Consider the following 15,031-nt stretch of genomic DNA (forward strand, 5'->3'; position numbering starts at 1 on the left):
CGTGCTTCATGACGCATTGCGGTTTTTTCAAATCCGCTTGTTTTGAATCAGGGTTGCGATTCGCACTCTTCGTTCTTCCCGAGGGGATAAGGGCTGCTCCGAGCCCCTGCTGCTGTTCGTCGTGCCCGATCCCGCCTTGACGGTGGAGGAAGCAAAAATGTTCGGATCCAGTCCCAAAGGGTGCAGGCTCGATGCTTCGCGTAGATTCTTCACGACAAATCGGTTCGGCGCGCGCTGGGGAGTCACGTCCGGGTCGTGATTCGGAGTTGGCTTGAAATAATCCATGGCGGCCGTGATCTGAGACTGTGCTTGCGCTTTCATGCGGGCTGGTATGTCGCCGTAGGCTTGCTGCGTCGCGGATACTAGCTCGTTGAGCAGGACCAGGGGGACGGATACGCTGATATCGCGTTTCCGCCCCATCGCCTCTTCCTGCTTGACCCTACAGGACTTCAAATCCGGTTCGGCCCGGCGATAGATCTCATCTTCCAGGGTCTGGCGCAAGCGCACCAATAGCCCCCCGCTGTCATGCAACGTTCGCGTGGCGCGATCCAGTTTGACAGCGTTCAGCTTCGCCTGTATTTGTTTGAATTCAGTCCTGGACAACGATTGCAGGTAGGACGTCAGCCGTTTGCCCTCGTCCCGGTAAAGTCTAGTCAAAAACACATTCAGCGCTGCGCCGTCCAGCAGTCGGCGGGACAGCAGGCCGGCGCAACCCTCCACTAGCTTGCGAGTCGGCCTTCTCCATTGCCTATCCGCGGCTTTCCGGATTTCTTTAATCATGGCTTCTGCCTGGGTGTGCAATTTCTGGTCCGGCCACGAAATCTTGCCCAGCATATCCGCTATCGCACTCTCGCTCTTGTACAACCAGCTTTTGCGCAGGGTATAGATATCCGCAGGCGCCAACCTCCCCAGATGCAGGGACAGCAGGTTTTCCCGTCGGGGCAACTGGTCTGAGACGTCTTTGGGCAAATTGACCATTTGAGCCAGCTGTTGCGCGACCTTGAGCTGTGCCTGCCTGGTTTGCTGTCCGGCTGTCAGTTCACCCAGCATACTGCTCAAAAGCAAGCTGTATTGGCGCATCTGCATCCGAAACTTGTACTCCGTACGTTTGGGCGAGGGCGCAGCAGTGAAAAAAAGGCGCAGTTTGTCGCATAGATCGGCCATGGCATGGCGCAGCGTGTACAGGGCAGTGGCAAGTCGGCCGGCGCGGGGCGTGCCGCCTTCAGCGGCGGAGAATCTTAGATTTCCTCTGTTTCCCAGGGCGCTGGGCCACATGGTGGAGTGCAGGATCTCGTTTCTTGTCTGCGAAACTGTGAAGGCGGGCCCAGATTGGATGAGCTGAAGTTTCTTCATGATTTTCCTTGACATTTTGGAGTGAGAGCTTGCTGAGTAACAAGTTCACGCTTTGTGTCGCAAGGATTCAAGCAGGATGAGCAGTCCGCAGGAGTGTCAGGCCGTGCCCAGGCGCCTTGGCGCGGGCTGTCTTCAAGCGCAACAGGAGAGCGGCGCTTCGCGGCGTCGCTTGATGGCGGCCCACGCCCATGTCGCGGCGATTAGACGTGGAATTTCACGCCCTGCGCCAGCGGGAGCTCCCGCGAATAGTTGATGGTGTTGGTGGCGCGGCGCATGTAGTTCTTCCACGCGTCGGAACCGGATTCGCGGCCGCCGCCGGTCTCTTTCTCGCCCCCGAACGCCCCCCCGATCTCGGCTCCCGAGGTGCCGATGTTGACGTTGGCAATGCCGCAGTCCGAGCCAGAGGCGGACAGGAAGCGTTCGGCCTCGCGCAGGTCGTTGGTGAAAATCGCCGAGGATAGGCCCTGCGGCACGTCATTCTGCAAGGCAATGGCATCCTCGAACTGCTCATAGGCGAGGACGTAGAGAATAGGCGCGAAGGTTTCCTGGCGCACGGTATCGGTCTGGGCATTCATTTCGACGATGGCCGGGCGTACGTAGTAGCCGTCGGGGGCTTGCGGCATGTCCACGCGTGCGCCGCCGTAGACCTGCCCGCCTTCGGCTTTGGCGCAGTCCAGGGCTGCCTGGAACGCTTCATAGCTGGCTTTGTCGATCAGCGGCCCCACCAGGGTCTGCGCGTCCAGGGGATGGCCGATCGGCAGCTTTTCATAAACGGTTTTCAGACGGGAGAGCAGCGCGTCCTTGACGCTGGCATGCACGATGAGCCGGCGCGTGGAGGTACAGCGCTGGCCGGCCGTGCCGGCAGCCGCGAAAACGATGCCGCGCAGCGCCAGATCCAGGTCCGCGCTGGGAGTGACGATCACGGCATTATTGCCTCCCAACTCCAGGAGCGAGCGGCCAAAGCGCCGCGCTACGCGCGGGCCGACCTCGCGGCCCATGCGGGTGCTGCCGGTCGCCGAGACCAGTGCAACCTTGGGGCTGTCCACGATCACTTCTCCCAGGCTGCGGTCGCCAAGCACCAACTGATTCAAATGGGACGGCGCCTTGCCGAAGCGCTCGAGCGCGCGCTCGAACAAGGCTTGCGAGGCGAGCGCCGTCAGCGGCGTCTTCTCCGAGGGCTTCCACACCACGGCGTTGCCGGTCACCAATGCCAGGGCGGCATTCCAGGCCCATACGGCGACCGGGAAGTTGAAGGCGGTGATCACGCCCACGACTCCCAAGGGATGCCAGGTTTCCATCATGCGGTGGCCAGGGCGTTCGGAAGCGATGGTCAGGCCATGGAGCTGGCGGGAGAGGCCGACGGCGAAGTCGCAGATGTCTATCATCTCCTGCACTTCGCCCAGGCCTTCAGTCAGGATCTTGCCGGTCTCCAGCGAAACCAGCCGGCCCAGCCTCTCTTTTCCGGCTCGCAATTCCTCGCCAAGAAGGCGAACCAGTTCACCGCGCTGCGGGGCGGGCACGTCGCGCCACTCGAGACTGGCGGCCTGCGCCTGATCGATGATCAAGGCGACTTGTTCGGCGGACTGGGCATGCGGGCGACCGATCACCGAACCGTCGATGGGCGTGCACACTTCCAGATTGCCGTTCAGATAGAGGGCCGGGTCCACGCCCAGTTCCTGCAGTGTGGATTGGCGGAGCTCCGGGGCAGGCAGACAGGGTGGATTGGACATGGGTTTCAGCTCCTGTAGAGGCTCGTGGCAAGAAATGAGTGAAGGCGGATAGGGAAATTATTTCACCGTCCGGAATATCTGTTTCCTATAGGAAACCCTAGCCGCGGGCTGGCACGTTCATGGCTGGCGTCACCCGCATCGCAGGGGTGAAATAGGAGAGCTTGTACGGCCATGATCTCCTGGCAACGTCTTGAAACCATGTTTCGCAAATTTCCAGATACATTGAAGGGACTGTGCCGCGAAAGCCCGTCCCTTTTTCTGTCCTTGGGAGCGGCGCCGAGCACAAGAGCCCTGCAGCCCATGCCGCCCGGGATGCGTTCAATATTCGGCAAGAAGCTTCAGGCGCAGCCAATGGACGAGATCGCGCTTCATGCACGTATCCAGCAGGGCTCTCTGGATATGATGCGGGCGCGCTTCATGCGAGGACAGTCATGAACGGTGATCAACGCAGCCATGGACTGTGGGAGGCCAGCGCGCCGGCTGCGCCTGCGGCTGCCCAGTTGGCTGGTCATGCAGGGGCCGTCGACGTCGTCATCGTCGGCGGCGGCTTCACGGGCCTGTCCGCCGCACTGCACTTGTGCGAGGGCGGGGCCGGCGTCGTCTTGCTGGAGGCCGAAGAATTCGGCTTTGGCGGTTCGGGCCGCAATGTCGGCCTGGTCAATGCGGGACTATGGGCCATGCCTCGTACATTGCCTGATCTTCTCGGCCCCGTATACGGACAGCGCCTTTTGCAGTTGCTCGGCAATGCGCCCGAACTGGTCTATCAGCTCGTGGACAGGCACGGCATGGACTGCCAGGCCGTGCGCAACGGGACGCTGCACTGCGCTGTCGGGGCCCGAGGGCTGAAGGAGATCCAGGAACGCTGGCGGCAATGGAAGGAGGCCGGCGCGCCGGTCGAGCTTCTGGACGCCGACGCCACGGCGCGGGCCGTGGGCACCACCGCGTACAGCGGCAGCCTGCTCGATCGCCGCGCCGGCACCATCCAGCCTCTGGCCTATGTGCGCGGCCTTGCCCATGCGGCAGCCAATGCGGGGGCGCGCCTGCACACACGCAGTCGTGTCGTTTCCGTCCAGGACCGGCAGACGCATTGGCAGGTCCGGACGGCCGAAGGACGGGTCGATGCAAAATGGATCGTGGTGGCCACGGACGCCTATACCCGCAACATCTGGCCCGAACTGCAGCAGCAACAGGTTCGCCTGCCTTACTTCAATATGGCCACGCGTCCGCTCGGCGAGGGCCTGCGCGCCCGTATCCTGCCGAACCGGGAAGGCGTCTGGGATACCAGAAAAGTGCTGTCCTCATTCCGTTTCGATCGCGACGCCCGCCTGGTGTTCGGCAGTGTCGGGGCTCTGCGCGGGGCGGGCGCACGCGTCCATGAGAACTGGGGGCGCCGCGCGCTGGCCAAACTGTTTCCGGAGCTGGGCAAGGTGGAGTTCGAGTACGAATGGTACGGGCAGATCGGCATGACCGCCGATGCCCTGCCGCGCTTGCACCAGCTTGCCCGCAACACCCTCAGCTTCACCGGCTACAACGGTCGCGGCATCGCGCCGGGCACGACGCTGGGGCGCGAACTGGCGCGCCTGATTCTTGGCCGGATAGACATCATGGACCTGCCCCTGCCGCTGAGCGATCCGGAAAAAGCTGCGTTCAAGTCTGCGCGCGAAGCGTTCTATGAATACGGGGCTGTTGCCGCGCATGCGGCAGGCGCCCGCTTCTGACGGTCTTCCGCATCCTGGAGCCGGCAGGCCGTCGCGTCAGGGCGTGCCGGCCTGGCCGGCGGATTCATGGCGCAACTGCGCTAGCAGCCAGTCCGCGCGCTCGGCCACGCCCGTTCTGGGCAGGATGAGGACTTCATAGCCCAGCCGCGGATAGACCTCCAGAAGGTGTTCATACTCCCGCAAGGCATCTTCCAGGGCGAGCTGGCGCTGGCTGTCGCGCTGGTAGAGCTCGGGCCAGGGCGGGGCCAGGAAGACCTGTTCATGGTAGCGGCGCTCGTGGCGCAACTGTTCCAGCAGGGAGGGATTCCCCAGGCGGGCCAGGCCGGCGGCCGCATCGACCAGGCCGCGATCGAAGAAGGTCCGGGCGCTGCAGGCGCCGTCGTAGTCGAGGCGCGCCAATCCCATGGTGCGTTCGAGAAAGGCCCGCATGTCCGTCCAGGGCAGGGCGGATCCGGCGCTCGCCTGCTCCTGTTCGACGATGCGGCGGCCCGGCTCGGCCACCACGGCATGGCCGCGGCGCCGCAGTTCTTCCAGCAGGGTGGACTTGCCCCCGGCGGAGCAGCCTGAGATGACGATTCGTTGGTTCATGGCGTGTGCGGGCCGGCGCATGCGCCGGCCGGAGATGGGAAGGAGGGGAGGGTTGCGGCGCGGGCCGCGGGAACGGGCAAGGCGAGAGTTCGCCCTGCCGCGGAGGCGGTTCAGTAGGTGCGGCGATCCAGGCCGACGTCGTCCAGGATCTTGGTGGAGATCTCTTCGATGGACTTGGTGGTGGTGGACAGCCACGGAATGCCTTCCATGCGCATCAGGCGCTCGGCCTCGGCCACTTCCATGCGGCATTGTTCCAGGGAGGCGTACTTGCTGTCCGGGCGGCGTTCGTTGCGCACTTCGGCCAGGCGGTCCGGGTGAATGGACAGGCCGAAGATCTTCTTGCGATAGGGCGCCAGCGTGGCGGGCAGGGTGCCGCGCTGGAAGTCTTCCGGGATCAGCGGGTAGTTGGCGGCCTTCACGGCGTACTGCATGGCCAGGTACAGGCTGGTGGGGTCTTGCCGCAGCGCGACACGCCCACCAGGATCACGTCGGCCTGCTCCAGGCCGTTGACGTACTGCCCGTCGTCGTGCGCCAGGCTGAAATTGATGGCCTCGATGCGGTTGTTGTATCGTTTCGACATTCCCCCGGAGTGGGAACGTCCGACCGAGCGGCTGGACTTCACGCCCAGGGCGCGTTCGATGTGACGCACGAAGGCGCCGAACAGGTCCAGGAACGTGCAGTTGGAGGCCCCGATGATGTGCGCCATCTTGGGATCCACCAGGGTGCTGAACACCAGAGGCTGCTGGCCCTGTTCCTGTGCGCAGCGATTGATGCGCTCGGCCACGGATTCGGCTTTCTCGATGGTGTCGATGAACGGGATGCGGATGGCCTGGAACTCGAACTGGGCGAATTGGGACAGGACGGAATGGCTGAAGGTTTCAGCAGTGATGCCCGTGCTGTCGGAAACGACGAAGACGGTGCGCTCGATAGGAGAGGAAGACATGGAATAAGTCGTGCACAATGCTCGGGAAACGGTACAATTTGCAAGGTTACCACTTAACCGCAGAGCTCGGGTGCGGTGAAAAGGCAGGTTTGCCTAGGGCATGGACGTCCTCATGGATTTTTTATTCATGCCTTAAGCAAACACGCTTTTTTTTCTATTCAAGGTGACTTATGTCTTACGTAATTGCATTCGACAAGCTCCGCATGACGGACGTCGACTCGGTGGGCGGCAAGAACGCCTCGCTGGGTGAAATGATCAGCCAGCTGGCCGATGTGGGCGTGCGCGTGCCCGGCGGTTTCGCCACCACCGCCGAAGCTTTCCGCGTCTTCCTCAAGAGCAACGGCCTGGACCAGCGCATCGCCGAACGCCTGAACTCCCTGGACGCCGACGACGTGCGCGAACTGGCCGCGGCCGGCGCCGAGATCCGCCAGTGGATCATCGACACCCCGTTCCCCCTGAATTCGAAAAGGCCGTGCGCGAAGCCTTCGCCGAGCTGGACGCCGACGGCAAGGGTTCGTTCGCCGTGCGTTCCTCGGCCACCGCCGAAGACCTGCCCGATGCGTCTTTCGCCGGCCAGCAGGAAACGTACCTGAACGTGGTCGGCATCGACGACGTGCTCAGCAAGATCCACCACGTATTTGCCTCACTGTACAACGATCGCGCCATTTCCTACCGCGTGCACAAGGGCTACGCCCACGCGGAAGTGGCCCTGTCGGCCGGCATCCAGCGCATGGTGCGTTCGGACAAGGGCAGCGCCGGCGTGATGTTCACCCTGGACACCGAGTCCGGCTTCAAGGACGTGGTCTTCATCACCTCGTCCTACGGCCTGGGCGAGACCGTGGTGCAGGGCGCCGTGAACCCCGACGAATTCTACGTCTACAAGCCCACGCTGGCCTCCGGCCACTACCCCATCATCAGCCGGCGCATCGGCTCCAAGCTGATCAAGATGGAATTCGACGAAAGCCGCAGCACCGGCCACGCCGTGCGCACGGTGGATGTGCCCGTGTCCGAGCGCAACCGCTATTCGCTCAACGACGAGGAAGTCATCGAGCTGGCGCGCTACGCCACCATCATCGAGAAGCACTACCAGCGTCCCATGGACATCGAATGGGGCCGCGACGGCATAGACGGCAAGATCTACATCCTGCAGGCCCGCCCCGAGACCGTGAAGTCCCAGCAGGCCAACAACGAAGTGCAGGAACGCTACCGCCTGAAGGCCACCGGCGACGTGCTGGTCACCGGCCGCGCCATCGGCCAGAAGATCGGCTCGGGCAAGGTGCGCATCGTGGCCGATGCCTCCGAAATGGACCAGGTCAAGCCCGGCGACGTGCTGGTCACCGACATGACGGACCCCAACTGGGAGCCCATCATGAAGCTGGCCTCGGCCATCGTCACCAACCGGGGCGGGCGCACCTGCCACGCCGCCATCATCGCCCGCGAGCTGGGCATCCCGGCCGTGGTCGGCTGCAACAACGCCACCGATGTCCTGAAGGACGGCCAGGAAGTCACCGTTTCCTGCGCGGAAGGCGATGAAGGCCGCATCTACGACGGCCTGCTGGACACCGAGATCGAAGAGGTCAGCTGGGGCCAGATGCCTGAGATCGGCCTGAAGATCATGATGAACGTGGGCAATCCGCAACTGGCCTTCGACTTTTCCCAGATTCCCAACGCCGGCATCGGCCTGGCCCGTCTGGAATTCATCATCAACAACAACATCGCCGTGCACCCCAAGGCCGTGCTGGACTACCCCAACGTGGACAGCGACCTGAAGAAAGCGGTGGAATCGGCGGCCCGCGGCTACGCCAGCCCGCGCGCCTTCTTCGTGGAAAAACTGGCCGAAGGCGTGGCCACCCTGGCGGCGGCCTTCTATCCCAAGCCCGTCATCGTGCGCCTGTCGGACTTCAAGTCCAACGAATACCGCAAGCTGGTGGGCGGCTCGCGCTACGAACCCGAGGAAGAAAACCCGATGCTGGGCTTCCGCGGCGCGGCGCGCTACTTGTCGGACGACTTCGAAGAGTGCTTCAAGATGGAATGCGAAGCCCTCAAGAAGGTGCGTGACGACATGGGCCTGACCAACGTCGAGATCATGGTGCCCTTCGTGCGCGCCCTGGGCCAGGCCGAGCGCGTGGTCGGTCTGCTGGCCAAGCACGGCCTGGCGCGCGGCGAGAACGGCCTGCGCCTGATCATGATGTGCGAAGTGCCGTCCAACGCCATCCTGGCGGACCAGTTCCTGCAATACTTCGACGGCTTCTCCATCGGTTCCAACGACATGACCCAGCTCACCCTGGGCCTGGACCGCGACTCCGGCATGGAGCTGCTGGCCGCCGACTTCGACGAGCGCGACGAAGCGGTCAAGTTCATGCTCAGCCGCGCCATCAAGGCGTGCCTGGCGCAGAACAAGTATGTGGGCATCTGCGGCCAGGGCCCCAGCGACCACGCCGACCTGGCCCAGTGGCTGCGCGACGAGGGCATTCTGTCCCTGTCGCTCAATCCCGACACCGTCGTGGACACCTGGCAGCGCCTGGCCACGGCCTGATCGCCGTCCGCCGCCTGCCGGGCCGGACCCGGCGGGCCGCGCATGTAAGAAACCCCGCCTCAGGGCGGGGTTTTTTCATGGCCGGGCGGTGCGGCGGCGGCAAAGACGGGTCAGGCGTTGTCGATCAGGTAGACGCGCATGAACATGTCAATGATGTGATCGGTTTCGCTCTGGACGCGGGCTTCGTCCCAGGGGTCCATGGCGCCCATCAGCAGGATGATGACTTCGCCGTCGCACAGGCAGTGCAGGTGATCGCACATCAGCTTGGGGTCCGGCTTGCGCAGCACGCCGCGCTCGCTCTGGCGCGCCAGGAAGCGCGTGACGTTGTCCCAGATCTGGTCGTCCAGCATGTTGAAGAAGCGCCGGCCGATGTCGCTGTTGCCGCCCACCGACACCACCACCCGCAGCAACTGGGCGGTTTCCTTGGAATACAGCTTGCGCAGCATGGGCGGCAGGAAGCGGCGCAGCTCGGTGCGCAGATCGCCTTCGCCGTCCAGCTCGATCAGGACCTGCTCGGCGAACTCCTGCGCGCCCTTGACCAGCGTGGCCAGGAGCAGGTCCTCCTTGGACGGGAAGTAGTTGTAGAGCGTGCCTTTGGAGCCGCCGGCCAGGGCTGCGATCTGAGACATGGACGTGGCTTCGAATCCATGCTCGCGGAAAACCTCGGCCGCCACTTCCAGGATCTTGTCGCGGCGCTCGCGGCCCTTGCGGGTGGCGCGCTGCGACTTTCGGGGAACATCGTCGTGCATAATGGTGCAAAAGGGATTGGGAATTGAATCCAGTATAAACCATACCGTATGGACGGCCTTGCGGGCGACCTTTCGCGCTGATAATCGTGCCCGGGCCGTTCGAGTCAAGGCCGGGCGCGGCGCGAAATTTGCTGCGCAGTCTCGCGTCAAGGGACGCGAGGCCGGCGTGATAAGGAACTTCTATAGTCATTATCAGTTTTGGTTTAAAGTAATCTGCCGGGATTCTGATACTGTCAATTCTCGATAACCATAAGGAGTTTTGCATGTCCCACACACAGCCCTATCAAGTGGTGATTGTCGGTGGCGGAGCAGGCGGCCTGGAACTGGCCGCCAAGCTGGGACGCCAGTTCGGCCGCAAGCATGTCTTCCTTGTGGACAAGGACAGCGACCACATCTGGAAGCCGTCGCTGCATGAGGTGGCCGCCGGCACGCTGGACATTCACCGCGAGGGCCTGTCGTATTTCATGCTGGCGCGCGATTGCGGCTTCACCTTCGTGCCCGGCGAGATGGTGGGCATGGACCGGGACGAGCGTCGCATCTTCCTGTCGGCCGTGCTGGGGCCGAACCAAGAAGAGGTCTTCCCCGAACGCCAGCTGTCCTACGACATGCTGGTGATGGCGGTGGGCAGCAGGTCCAACTTCTTCAACACGCCCGGCTCGCAGGACTATGCGATCACGCTGGATTCCACGAACCAGGCTGAACGCTTCCGGCTCAAGCTGCTCAACGAGCTCATCAGCGTCAGCCGGCGCAACGACCGCGAGCAGGGGTCGGCCCTGCACATCAATATCGTGGGCGGGGGAGCCACCGGCGTGGAGCTGGCGGCCGAGCTCCTGGAGGCGCGCGCCGACCTGAGCATCTATGGCATACCGTCCAGCGACTCCGAACGCGAGGTGCGCATCACCCTCCTGGAGGGCGCGGACCGCATCCTGTCGGCGCTGCCGCCCAAGCTGTCGGCCACAGCCCAGCAGTTGCTGGAGCAGCGCGGCGTGGCCGTGCGCACCTCGGTGCGCGTCAGCCGCATCGCCGCCGATCATATCGAAGATGCCAATGGCGCGCGATACCCAAGCGATCTGTGCGTGTGGGCGGCAGGCATCGAAGCGCCGTCCTTCCTGGCCCAGCTGGGGCTGCCCGTCAACCGCATCAACCAGTTGGTGGCGGACCGCTGCCTGCGCACGCCCGACCCGCACATCCTGGCCATGGGCGACTGTGCGCAAGTTCCCTGGGGCGAGGGAGAGGGCCGTTTCCTGCCGGCGCGCGCCCAGGTGGCGCACCAGCAGGCCAGTTATCTGTGCAAACGCCTGGCGGCCCTGATCCAGGGGAAAACGGTGGATGAGGACCCTTTCGTGTTCAAGGATTACGGCTCGCTGGTGTCGGTCGGACACAGTCGCGGCGTGGGCAGCCTGATGGGCGTGCTCTCGGGCAAGAGCTGGTTCGTGAAGGGTCTGCTGGCGCGCGGCATGTACATGAGCCTGCACCTGATGCATCACATGGCGGTGCTGGGCGTGGTGCGCACCGCCACCCTGGCGCTGGGCAGGCTGCTGAGCAAACGGGCGGCGCCTCGTGTTAAATTACACTAACTGCATTGAAAAAACGGGCCCAGCGGCCCGTTTTATTCATGGGCCTTGCGGCGGGTGTCGTGCTTCATCAGGCGTTCCTGTTCGCGCTTCCAGTCCTTGTCGCGGGAGACGTCGCGCTTGTCGTGCAGCTTCTTGCCGCGGCCCAGGCCGAAGTCCAGCTTGATGCGGCCCTTTTTGTAGTGCAGGTTCAGGGGCACCAGGGTGTAGCCGCGCTGTTCGACCTTGCCGATCAGCTTGCGGATCTCCTCGGCCCTGAGCAGCAGTTTGCGCGTGCGCGTGGCGTCCGGGCGAATGTGGGTGGACGCGGGGGGCAGGGCGCTGACATGCATGCCCAGCACGTACAGTTCGCCGTCGCGCACAATGACATAGCTTTCTTTGAGCTGCACATGGCCGGCCCGGATCGCCTTGACTTCCCAGCCTTCCAGCACGAGCCCGGCCTCGAAGCGTTCTTCGATAAAGTATTCGTGGGTTGCCTTGCGGTTATCAACAATGCTCATGAATCAATTGCCAGCCTTAGATTGTAAAATCAGAACATTCTATCTATTAACCAGACCTGATGCATACAGTAAAACGCTCCGTCCTTGTCCCCTACAGCTGCGAGCAGATGTTCGATCTGGTGGCCGATGTGGACAAATACCCCGAATTCATGCCCTGGTGCGGCGGCGCTTCCGTCACGCAGCGCACCGAGCAGGGCATGGAAGCGTCGGTCACCATCAGCATCGCCGGCATACGCCAGTCCTTCACCACGCGCAATGAACACGATTATCCCAAGCGCATCGTCCTGCGCCTGGTCGACGGCCCATTTTCCGCCCTGACCGGGGACTGGCAGTTCGTCGCCCTGGGCTCGGACGGCTGCAAAGTGCTCTTCACCATGGATTACGAATTCTCCAGCCGCGCCCTGGAAATGGTGGTGGGGCCCATCTTCAACCGGGTGGCCAACAGCTTCATCGATTCGTTCACACGTCGCGCCCAGGAGGTCTACGGTGACTGACCTGGCTGTCACGGTGGTGGTCGCCACGCAGGCCCAGGTCTGGACTGCGCGCCTGGCCCTGCCGCCCGGCAGCCGCGTGCGCGACGCTCTGGTTCAATCGGGCGTCTCGGCCGGGCTGCAGGAGTGCGGCCTGCCGCCGCTGGATCCGGCCTTGGGGCTGGATGGCCTGCGGGTCGGCGTGTTCGGCCAGCGCTGCGAGCTGGACCAGTTGCTGCACGACCAGGACAGGGTGGAAGTCTATCGCGAGCTGGTCTTCGATCCCATGGAGTCGCGCCGCCGCCGCTACGCCCACAAGATGGCCGCGCCCAAGGCGGCCCGGCCCCGCCGCAAGACCCCGCCCGCCGCGCGCTGAACGAATCCGCCTGCAAGCCGCGGCTTGTCGCCCGGCGCCATTGCGCAAGCCCTGCCGTGCAATGCGGGGCCGAGCATGGCCGGGGCTCTCCTTCCTGCTTGGGCCACTGCGCCGGATTGTCATCGACATGACAACCTTCCCGCGCCGCTGGCATTATGGTGGGATAAAACAAGGAGACAGGCATGATACTGACAGACGAGCAGCAGGCCTTCGTCCAGGCCGCCCGTGAATTCGCCCAAGGGGAACTGGCCCCGCACGCGGCCCGCTGGGACGAGGAGCAGGAGTTTCCGGTCCAGGTCTTTCGCAAGGCGGGCGAATTGGGCTTTTGCGGCCTGTACGCCGCCGAGTCCATCGGCGGCCTGGGCCTGGGGCGGCTGGAATCCAGCCTGGTATTCGAGGAGATGGCGGCGGCGGACCCTTCCACGACCGCCTTTCTGACGATTCACAATATGGCCACCTGGATGGTGGGGAAATGGGGATCGGACAGTCTCAAGGAGCAATGGGGCGCGGACCTGAGCGCGGGCCTGAAGCTGGCCTCCTACTGCCTGACGGAGCCGGGCTCGGGATCGGACGCCGCTTCCCCCTGCGCACCCGCGCCGAGCGGGACGGCGAGGATTATCTGCTCAGCGGCAGCAAGGCTTTCATTTCGGGGGCGGGCGAGACCGACCTGCTCATCGTCATGGCGCGAACCGGGGGGGAAGGCCCCAAGGGGATTTCCGCTTTCGCCGTGCCGGCCGACAGCGCCGGCATCACCTATGGTCGCAAGGAGCAGAAGATGGGCTGGAACAGCCAGTCCACCCGGGCAGTCAGCTTCGATCGCGTGCGGGTGCCGGCTCAGGCCATGCTGGGCCGCGAGGGCGAGGGTTTCAAGCTCGCCATGAAGGGCCTGGACGGCGGGCGCATCAACATCGCCTGCTGTTCGGTGGGCGCCGCCCAGGGAGCGTACGAGGCGGCCCGGCTCCACATGCAGGAGCGCCGCCAGTTCGGCCAGCGCCTGGACCAGTTCCAGGCCCTGCAGTTCAAGCTGGCGGACATTCTGACCCATATCGTGGCGGCGCGACAGATGGTGCGCCTGGCAGCCACGCATCTGGACGCCGGCAGCGAGCAGGCCAGCGCATACTGCGCCATGGCCAAGCGCCTGGCCACCGACCTGGGCTTCCAGGCCTGCCTGGACGCGCAGCAGCTGTTCGGCGGTTATGGCTACCTGAAGGACTATCCGCTCGAGCGCCTGGTGCGCGATGCGCGCGTGCATCAGATCCTGGAGGGCACCAATGAAATCATGCGCGTTATCATTGCCCGACACATCATCGATCAAGGAGCCGACATCCGATGACTGAATCCGTGTTGTTCGAGCGCGTGCCCGCCCAGGGCGGACGCGTGCTGGGGATGGCCACGTTGAACCGCCCGCAGGCGCTCAACGGCCTGGACCTGGACATGTGCCGCCGCCTGCTGGCGCAACTGCAATCCTGGGCCCATGACGACGCCGTGGCGCTGGTGGTGCTGCAAGGGGCGGGCGAGAAGGCCTTCTGCGCCGGGGGCGATCTGCATGCGCTCTACGCCGGCATGCAGGCCAACCAGGGCGGCGCAGCCTGGGACAACCAGTACGCCCGCGAGTTCTTCGACGTGGAATATCGCCTGGACTATCTGATCCACACCTATCCCAAGCCGATCCTGTGCTGGGGCGACGGCATCGTCATGGGCGGGGGCGTGGGCCTGTTCAACGGCGCCAGCCACCGGGCGGTGTCGGACACGACGCGTTTTGCCATGCCGGAGATTTCCATCGGCCTGTTCCCGGACGTGGGCGGAACCTGGATGCTGGCGCACCTGCCGGCCGGCGTAGGCCATTTCCTGGCCTTGAGCGGGGCGCAGATCAATGCCTCCGATTGCCTGTTCCTGGGGCTGGCCGATGCCTTTCTGCCGCAGGCGCGCTACCAGGCCTTGCTGGCGGGCTTGAGCCAGTTCGACTGGCGCGGCGATCGCGCCGTGCTGGATCGTCGCCTGCATCAATGCCTGGACGAAGCGCGCGCCGGCGCCCGGCCGGCGCCAGGCCCGCTGGAGCAGCATTACGCGGCGCTGCGCGAGCTGTGCGCGGGCCGCGATTTCGAACGCATCTGCCAAGGCCTGCTCCAGTGGCAGGGCAGCGAGGACGCCCGGCTGGCGCGGGCCGCGCAGACCTTCGCCAAGGGTTCGCCGGGCTCGGCCCGCCTGTCGCACACCTTGCTGGAACGGGTGCGGCATCTGTCGCTTGCCGACGTGTTCCGTCTGGAGTACATCGTGTCCCTGCAGTGCGGGGTGCAGGGTGATTTCCAGGAAGGCATACGGGCGCTGCTGATCGACAAGGACAAGCAGCCGCGCTGGAATCCCGATACGCTGGACAGGGCCGACGCCGACTGGGTGGAGCGCTTCTTTGCGCCGTCCTGGCCGCAGGGGATGGCCCATCCCCTGGCCGATCTGGGAAGAAAAGAGGGCGAAGCGGCCGCCTGAGCCGCATGCC

The 15,031-nt window shown here is 64.3% G+C and carries 11 protein-coding genes and 3 pseudogenes; 8 read left to right on the plus strand and 6 right to left on the minus strand.

From position 1 onward, the window contains the following. Positions 1-27: 27 nt before the first annotated feature. Both ACWPWO_RS17600 and amaB read right to left on the minus strand, forming a co-directional pair. Complete coding sequence (locus tag ACWPWO_RS17600) at positions 28-1,353, minus strand: hypothetical protein (protein ID WP_454007687.1); 1,326 nt, start codon at positions 1,351-1,353, stop codon at positions 28-30. Between the two features lie 200 nt (positions 1,354-1,553). Beyond that, positions 1,554-3,083, minus strand: a complete 1,530-nt coding sequence (gene amaB / locus ACWPWO_RS17605; RefSeq protein WP_454007688.1) for an L-piperidine-6-carboxylate dehydrogenase — start codon at positions 3,081-3,083, stop codon at positions 1,554-1,556. Between the two features lie 171 nt (positions 3,084-3,254). Here amaB and ACWPWO_RS17610 point away from each other — a divergent pair, with 171 nt between their 5' ends. Together ACWPWO_RS17610 and ACWPWO_RS17615 are read left to right on the plus strand one after the other, a co-directional pair. Then, positions 3,255-3,518 carry a hypothetical protein gene (locus ACWPWO_RS17610; RefSeq protein WP_454007689.1) on the plus strand — a complete coding sequence of 88 codons (264 nt, stop codon included), beginning with the start codon at positions 3,255-3,257 and terminating at the stop codon, positions 3,516-3,518. Continuing rightward, on the plus strand, positions 3,515-4,801 hold the full coding sequence (locus ACWPWO_RS17615) for an NAD(P)/FAD-dependent oxidoreductase (RefSeq protein WP_454007690.1): 1,287 nt from the start codon (positions 3,515-3,517) through the stop codon (positions 4,799-4,801). Before ACWPWO_RS17610 ends, ACWPWO_RS17615 begins: the two co-directional genes overlap by 4 nt. A 36-nt stretch (positions 4,802-4,837) precedes the next feature. On the opposite strand, the gene ACWPWO_RS17620 is transcribed toward ACWPWO_RS17615, so the two are convergent. Together ACWPWO_RS17620 and ppsR are read right to left on the minus strand one after the other, a co-directional pair. Further along, the gene (locus tag ACWPWO_RS17620; protein ID WP_454007691.1) at positions 4,838-5,389 is read right to left on the minus strand and encodes an AAA family ATPase; all 552 of its coding nucleotides are present in this window, start codon (positions 5,387-5,389) and stop codon (positions 4,838-4,840) included. A 110-nt stretch (positions 5,390-5,499) separates the two neighbouring features. After that, positions 5,500-6,332 (minus strand): annotated as a pseudogene (gene ppsR / locus ACWPWO_RS17625) (posphoenolpyruvate synthetase regulatory kinase/phosphorylase PpsR). Between the two features lie 170 nt (positions 6,333-6,502). On the opposite strand from ppsR, the pseudogene ppsA reads away from it, so the two are divergent. Further along, positions 6,503-8,868: pseudogene (gene ppsA / locus ACWPWO_RS17630) on the plus strand (phosphoenolpyruvate synthase). Positions 8,869-8,978: 110 nt separating this feature from the next. On the opposite strand, the gene ACWPWO_RS17635 reads toward ppsA, so the two are convergent. Continuing rightward, a complete protein-coding gene (locus tag ACWPWO_RS17635) occupies positions 8,979-9,617 on the minus strand; it encodes a TetR/AcrR family transcriptional regulator (RefSeq protein WP_454007692.1) in 639 nt (212 codons plus the stop codon). 263 nt (positions 9,618-9,880) lie between these two features. Between ACWPWO_RS17635 and ACWPWO_RS17640 the strand changes: the two genes are divergently transcribed. Next, positions 9,881-11,194 (plus strand): NAD(P)/FAD-dependent oxidoreductase, encoded by a 1,314-nt coding sequence (locus ACWPWO_RS17640; protein WP_454007693.1) that lies wholly within the window; start codon positions 9,881-9,883, stop codon positions 11,192-11,194. Positions 11,195-11,226: 32 nt separating this feature from the next. On the opposite strand, the gene smpB is transcribed toward ACWPWO_RS17640, so the two are convergent. Further along, complete coding sequence (smpB, locus tag ACWPWO_RS17645; RefSeq protein ID WP_454007694.1) at positions 11,227-11,691, minus strand: SsrA-binding protein SmpB; 465 nt, start codon at positions 11,689-11,691, stop codon at positions 11,227-11,229. A 59-nt stretch (positions 11,692-11,750) separates the two neighbouring features. Here smpB and ACWPWO_RS17650 point away from each other — a divergent pair, with 59 nt between their 5' ends. The 4 genes and pseudogenes from ACWPWO_RS17650 to ACWPWO_RS17665 all read left to right on the plus strand — a co-directional run bounded on the left by ACWPWO_RS17650 (position 11,751) and on the right by ACWPWO_RS17665 (position 15,021). Next, positions 11,751-12,185 (plus strand): type II toxin-antitoxin system RatA family toxin, encoded by a 435-nt coding sequence (locus tag ACWPWO_RS17650; protein WP_454007695.1) that lies wholly within the window; start codon positions 11,751-11,753, stop codon positions 12,183-12,185. Then, a complete protein-coding gene (locus ACWPWO_RS17655) occupies positions 12,178-12,537 on the plus strand; it encodes an RnfH family protein (RefSeq protein WP_454007696.1) in 360 nt (119 codons plus the stop codon). Before ACWPWO_RS17650 ends, ACWPWO_RS17655 begins: the two co-directional genes overlap by 8 nt. A gap of 182 nt (positions 12,538-12,719) precedes the next feature. Further along, positions 12,720-13,870, plus strand: a pseudogene (locus tag ACWPWO_RS17660) (acyl-CoA dehydrogenase family protein). After that, a complete protein-coding gene (locus ACWPWO_RS17665; RefSeq protein WP_454007697.1) occupies positions 13,867-15,021 on the plus strand; it encodes an enoyl-CoA hydratase/isomerase family protein in 1,155 nt (384 codons plus the stop codon). Before ACWPWO_RS17660 ends, ACWPWO_RS17665 begins: the two are co-directional and overlap by 4 nt. Positions 15,022-15,031: the final 10 nt, after the last annotated feature.

The organism is Alcaligenes sp. Marseille-Q7550 (genome assembly GCF_965112015.1).

Coding starts and splice junctions, on each gene's coding strand:
- ACWPWO_RS17600 (WP_454007687.1), bottom strand. CDS start 1,353: ATGAAGAAACTTCAGCTCATCCAATCTGGGCCCGCCTTCACAGTTTCG.
- amaB (WP_454007688.1), bottom strand. CDS start 3,083: ATGTCCAATCCACCCTGTCTGCCTGCCCCGGAGCTCCGCCAATCCACA.
- ACWPWO_RS17610 (WP_454007689.1), top strand. CDS start 3,255: ATGATCTCCTGGCAACGTCTTGAAACCATGTTTCGCAAATTTCCAGAT.
- ACWPWO_RS17615 (WP_454007690.1), top strand. CDS start 3,515: ATGAACGGTGATCAACGCAGCCATGGACTGTGGGAGGCCAGCGCGCCG.
- ACWPWO_RS17620 (WP_454007691.1), bottom strand. CDS start 5,389: ATGAACCAACGAATCGTCATCTCAGGCTGCTCCGCCGGGGGCAAGTCC.
- ACWPWO_RS17635 (WP_454007692.1), bottom strand. CDS start 9,617: ATGCACGACGATGTTCCCCGAAAGTCGCAGCGCGCCACCCGCAAGGGC.
- ACWPWO_RS17640 (WP_454007693.1), top strand. CDS start 9,881: ATGTCCCACACACAGCCCTATCAAGTGGTGATTGTCGGTGGCGGAGCA.
- smpB (WP_454007694.1), bottom strand. CDS start 11,691: ATGAGCATTGTTGATAACCGCAAGGCAACCCACGAATACTTTATCGAA.
- ACWPWO_RS17650 (WP_454007695.1), top strand. CDS start 11,751: ATGCATACAGTAAAACGCTCCGTCCTTGTCCCCTACAGCTGCGAGCAG.
- ACWPWO_RS17665 (WP_454007697.1), top strand. CDS start 13,867: ATGACTGAATCCGTGTTGTTCGAGCGCGTGCCCGCCCAGGGCGGACGC.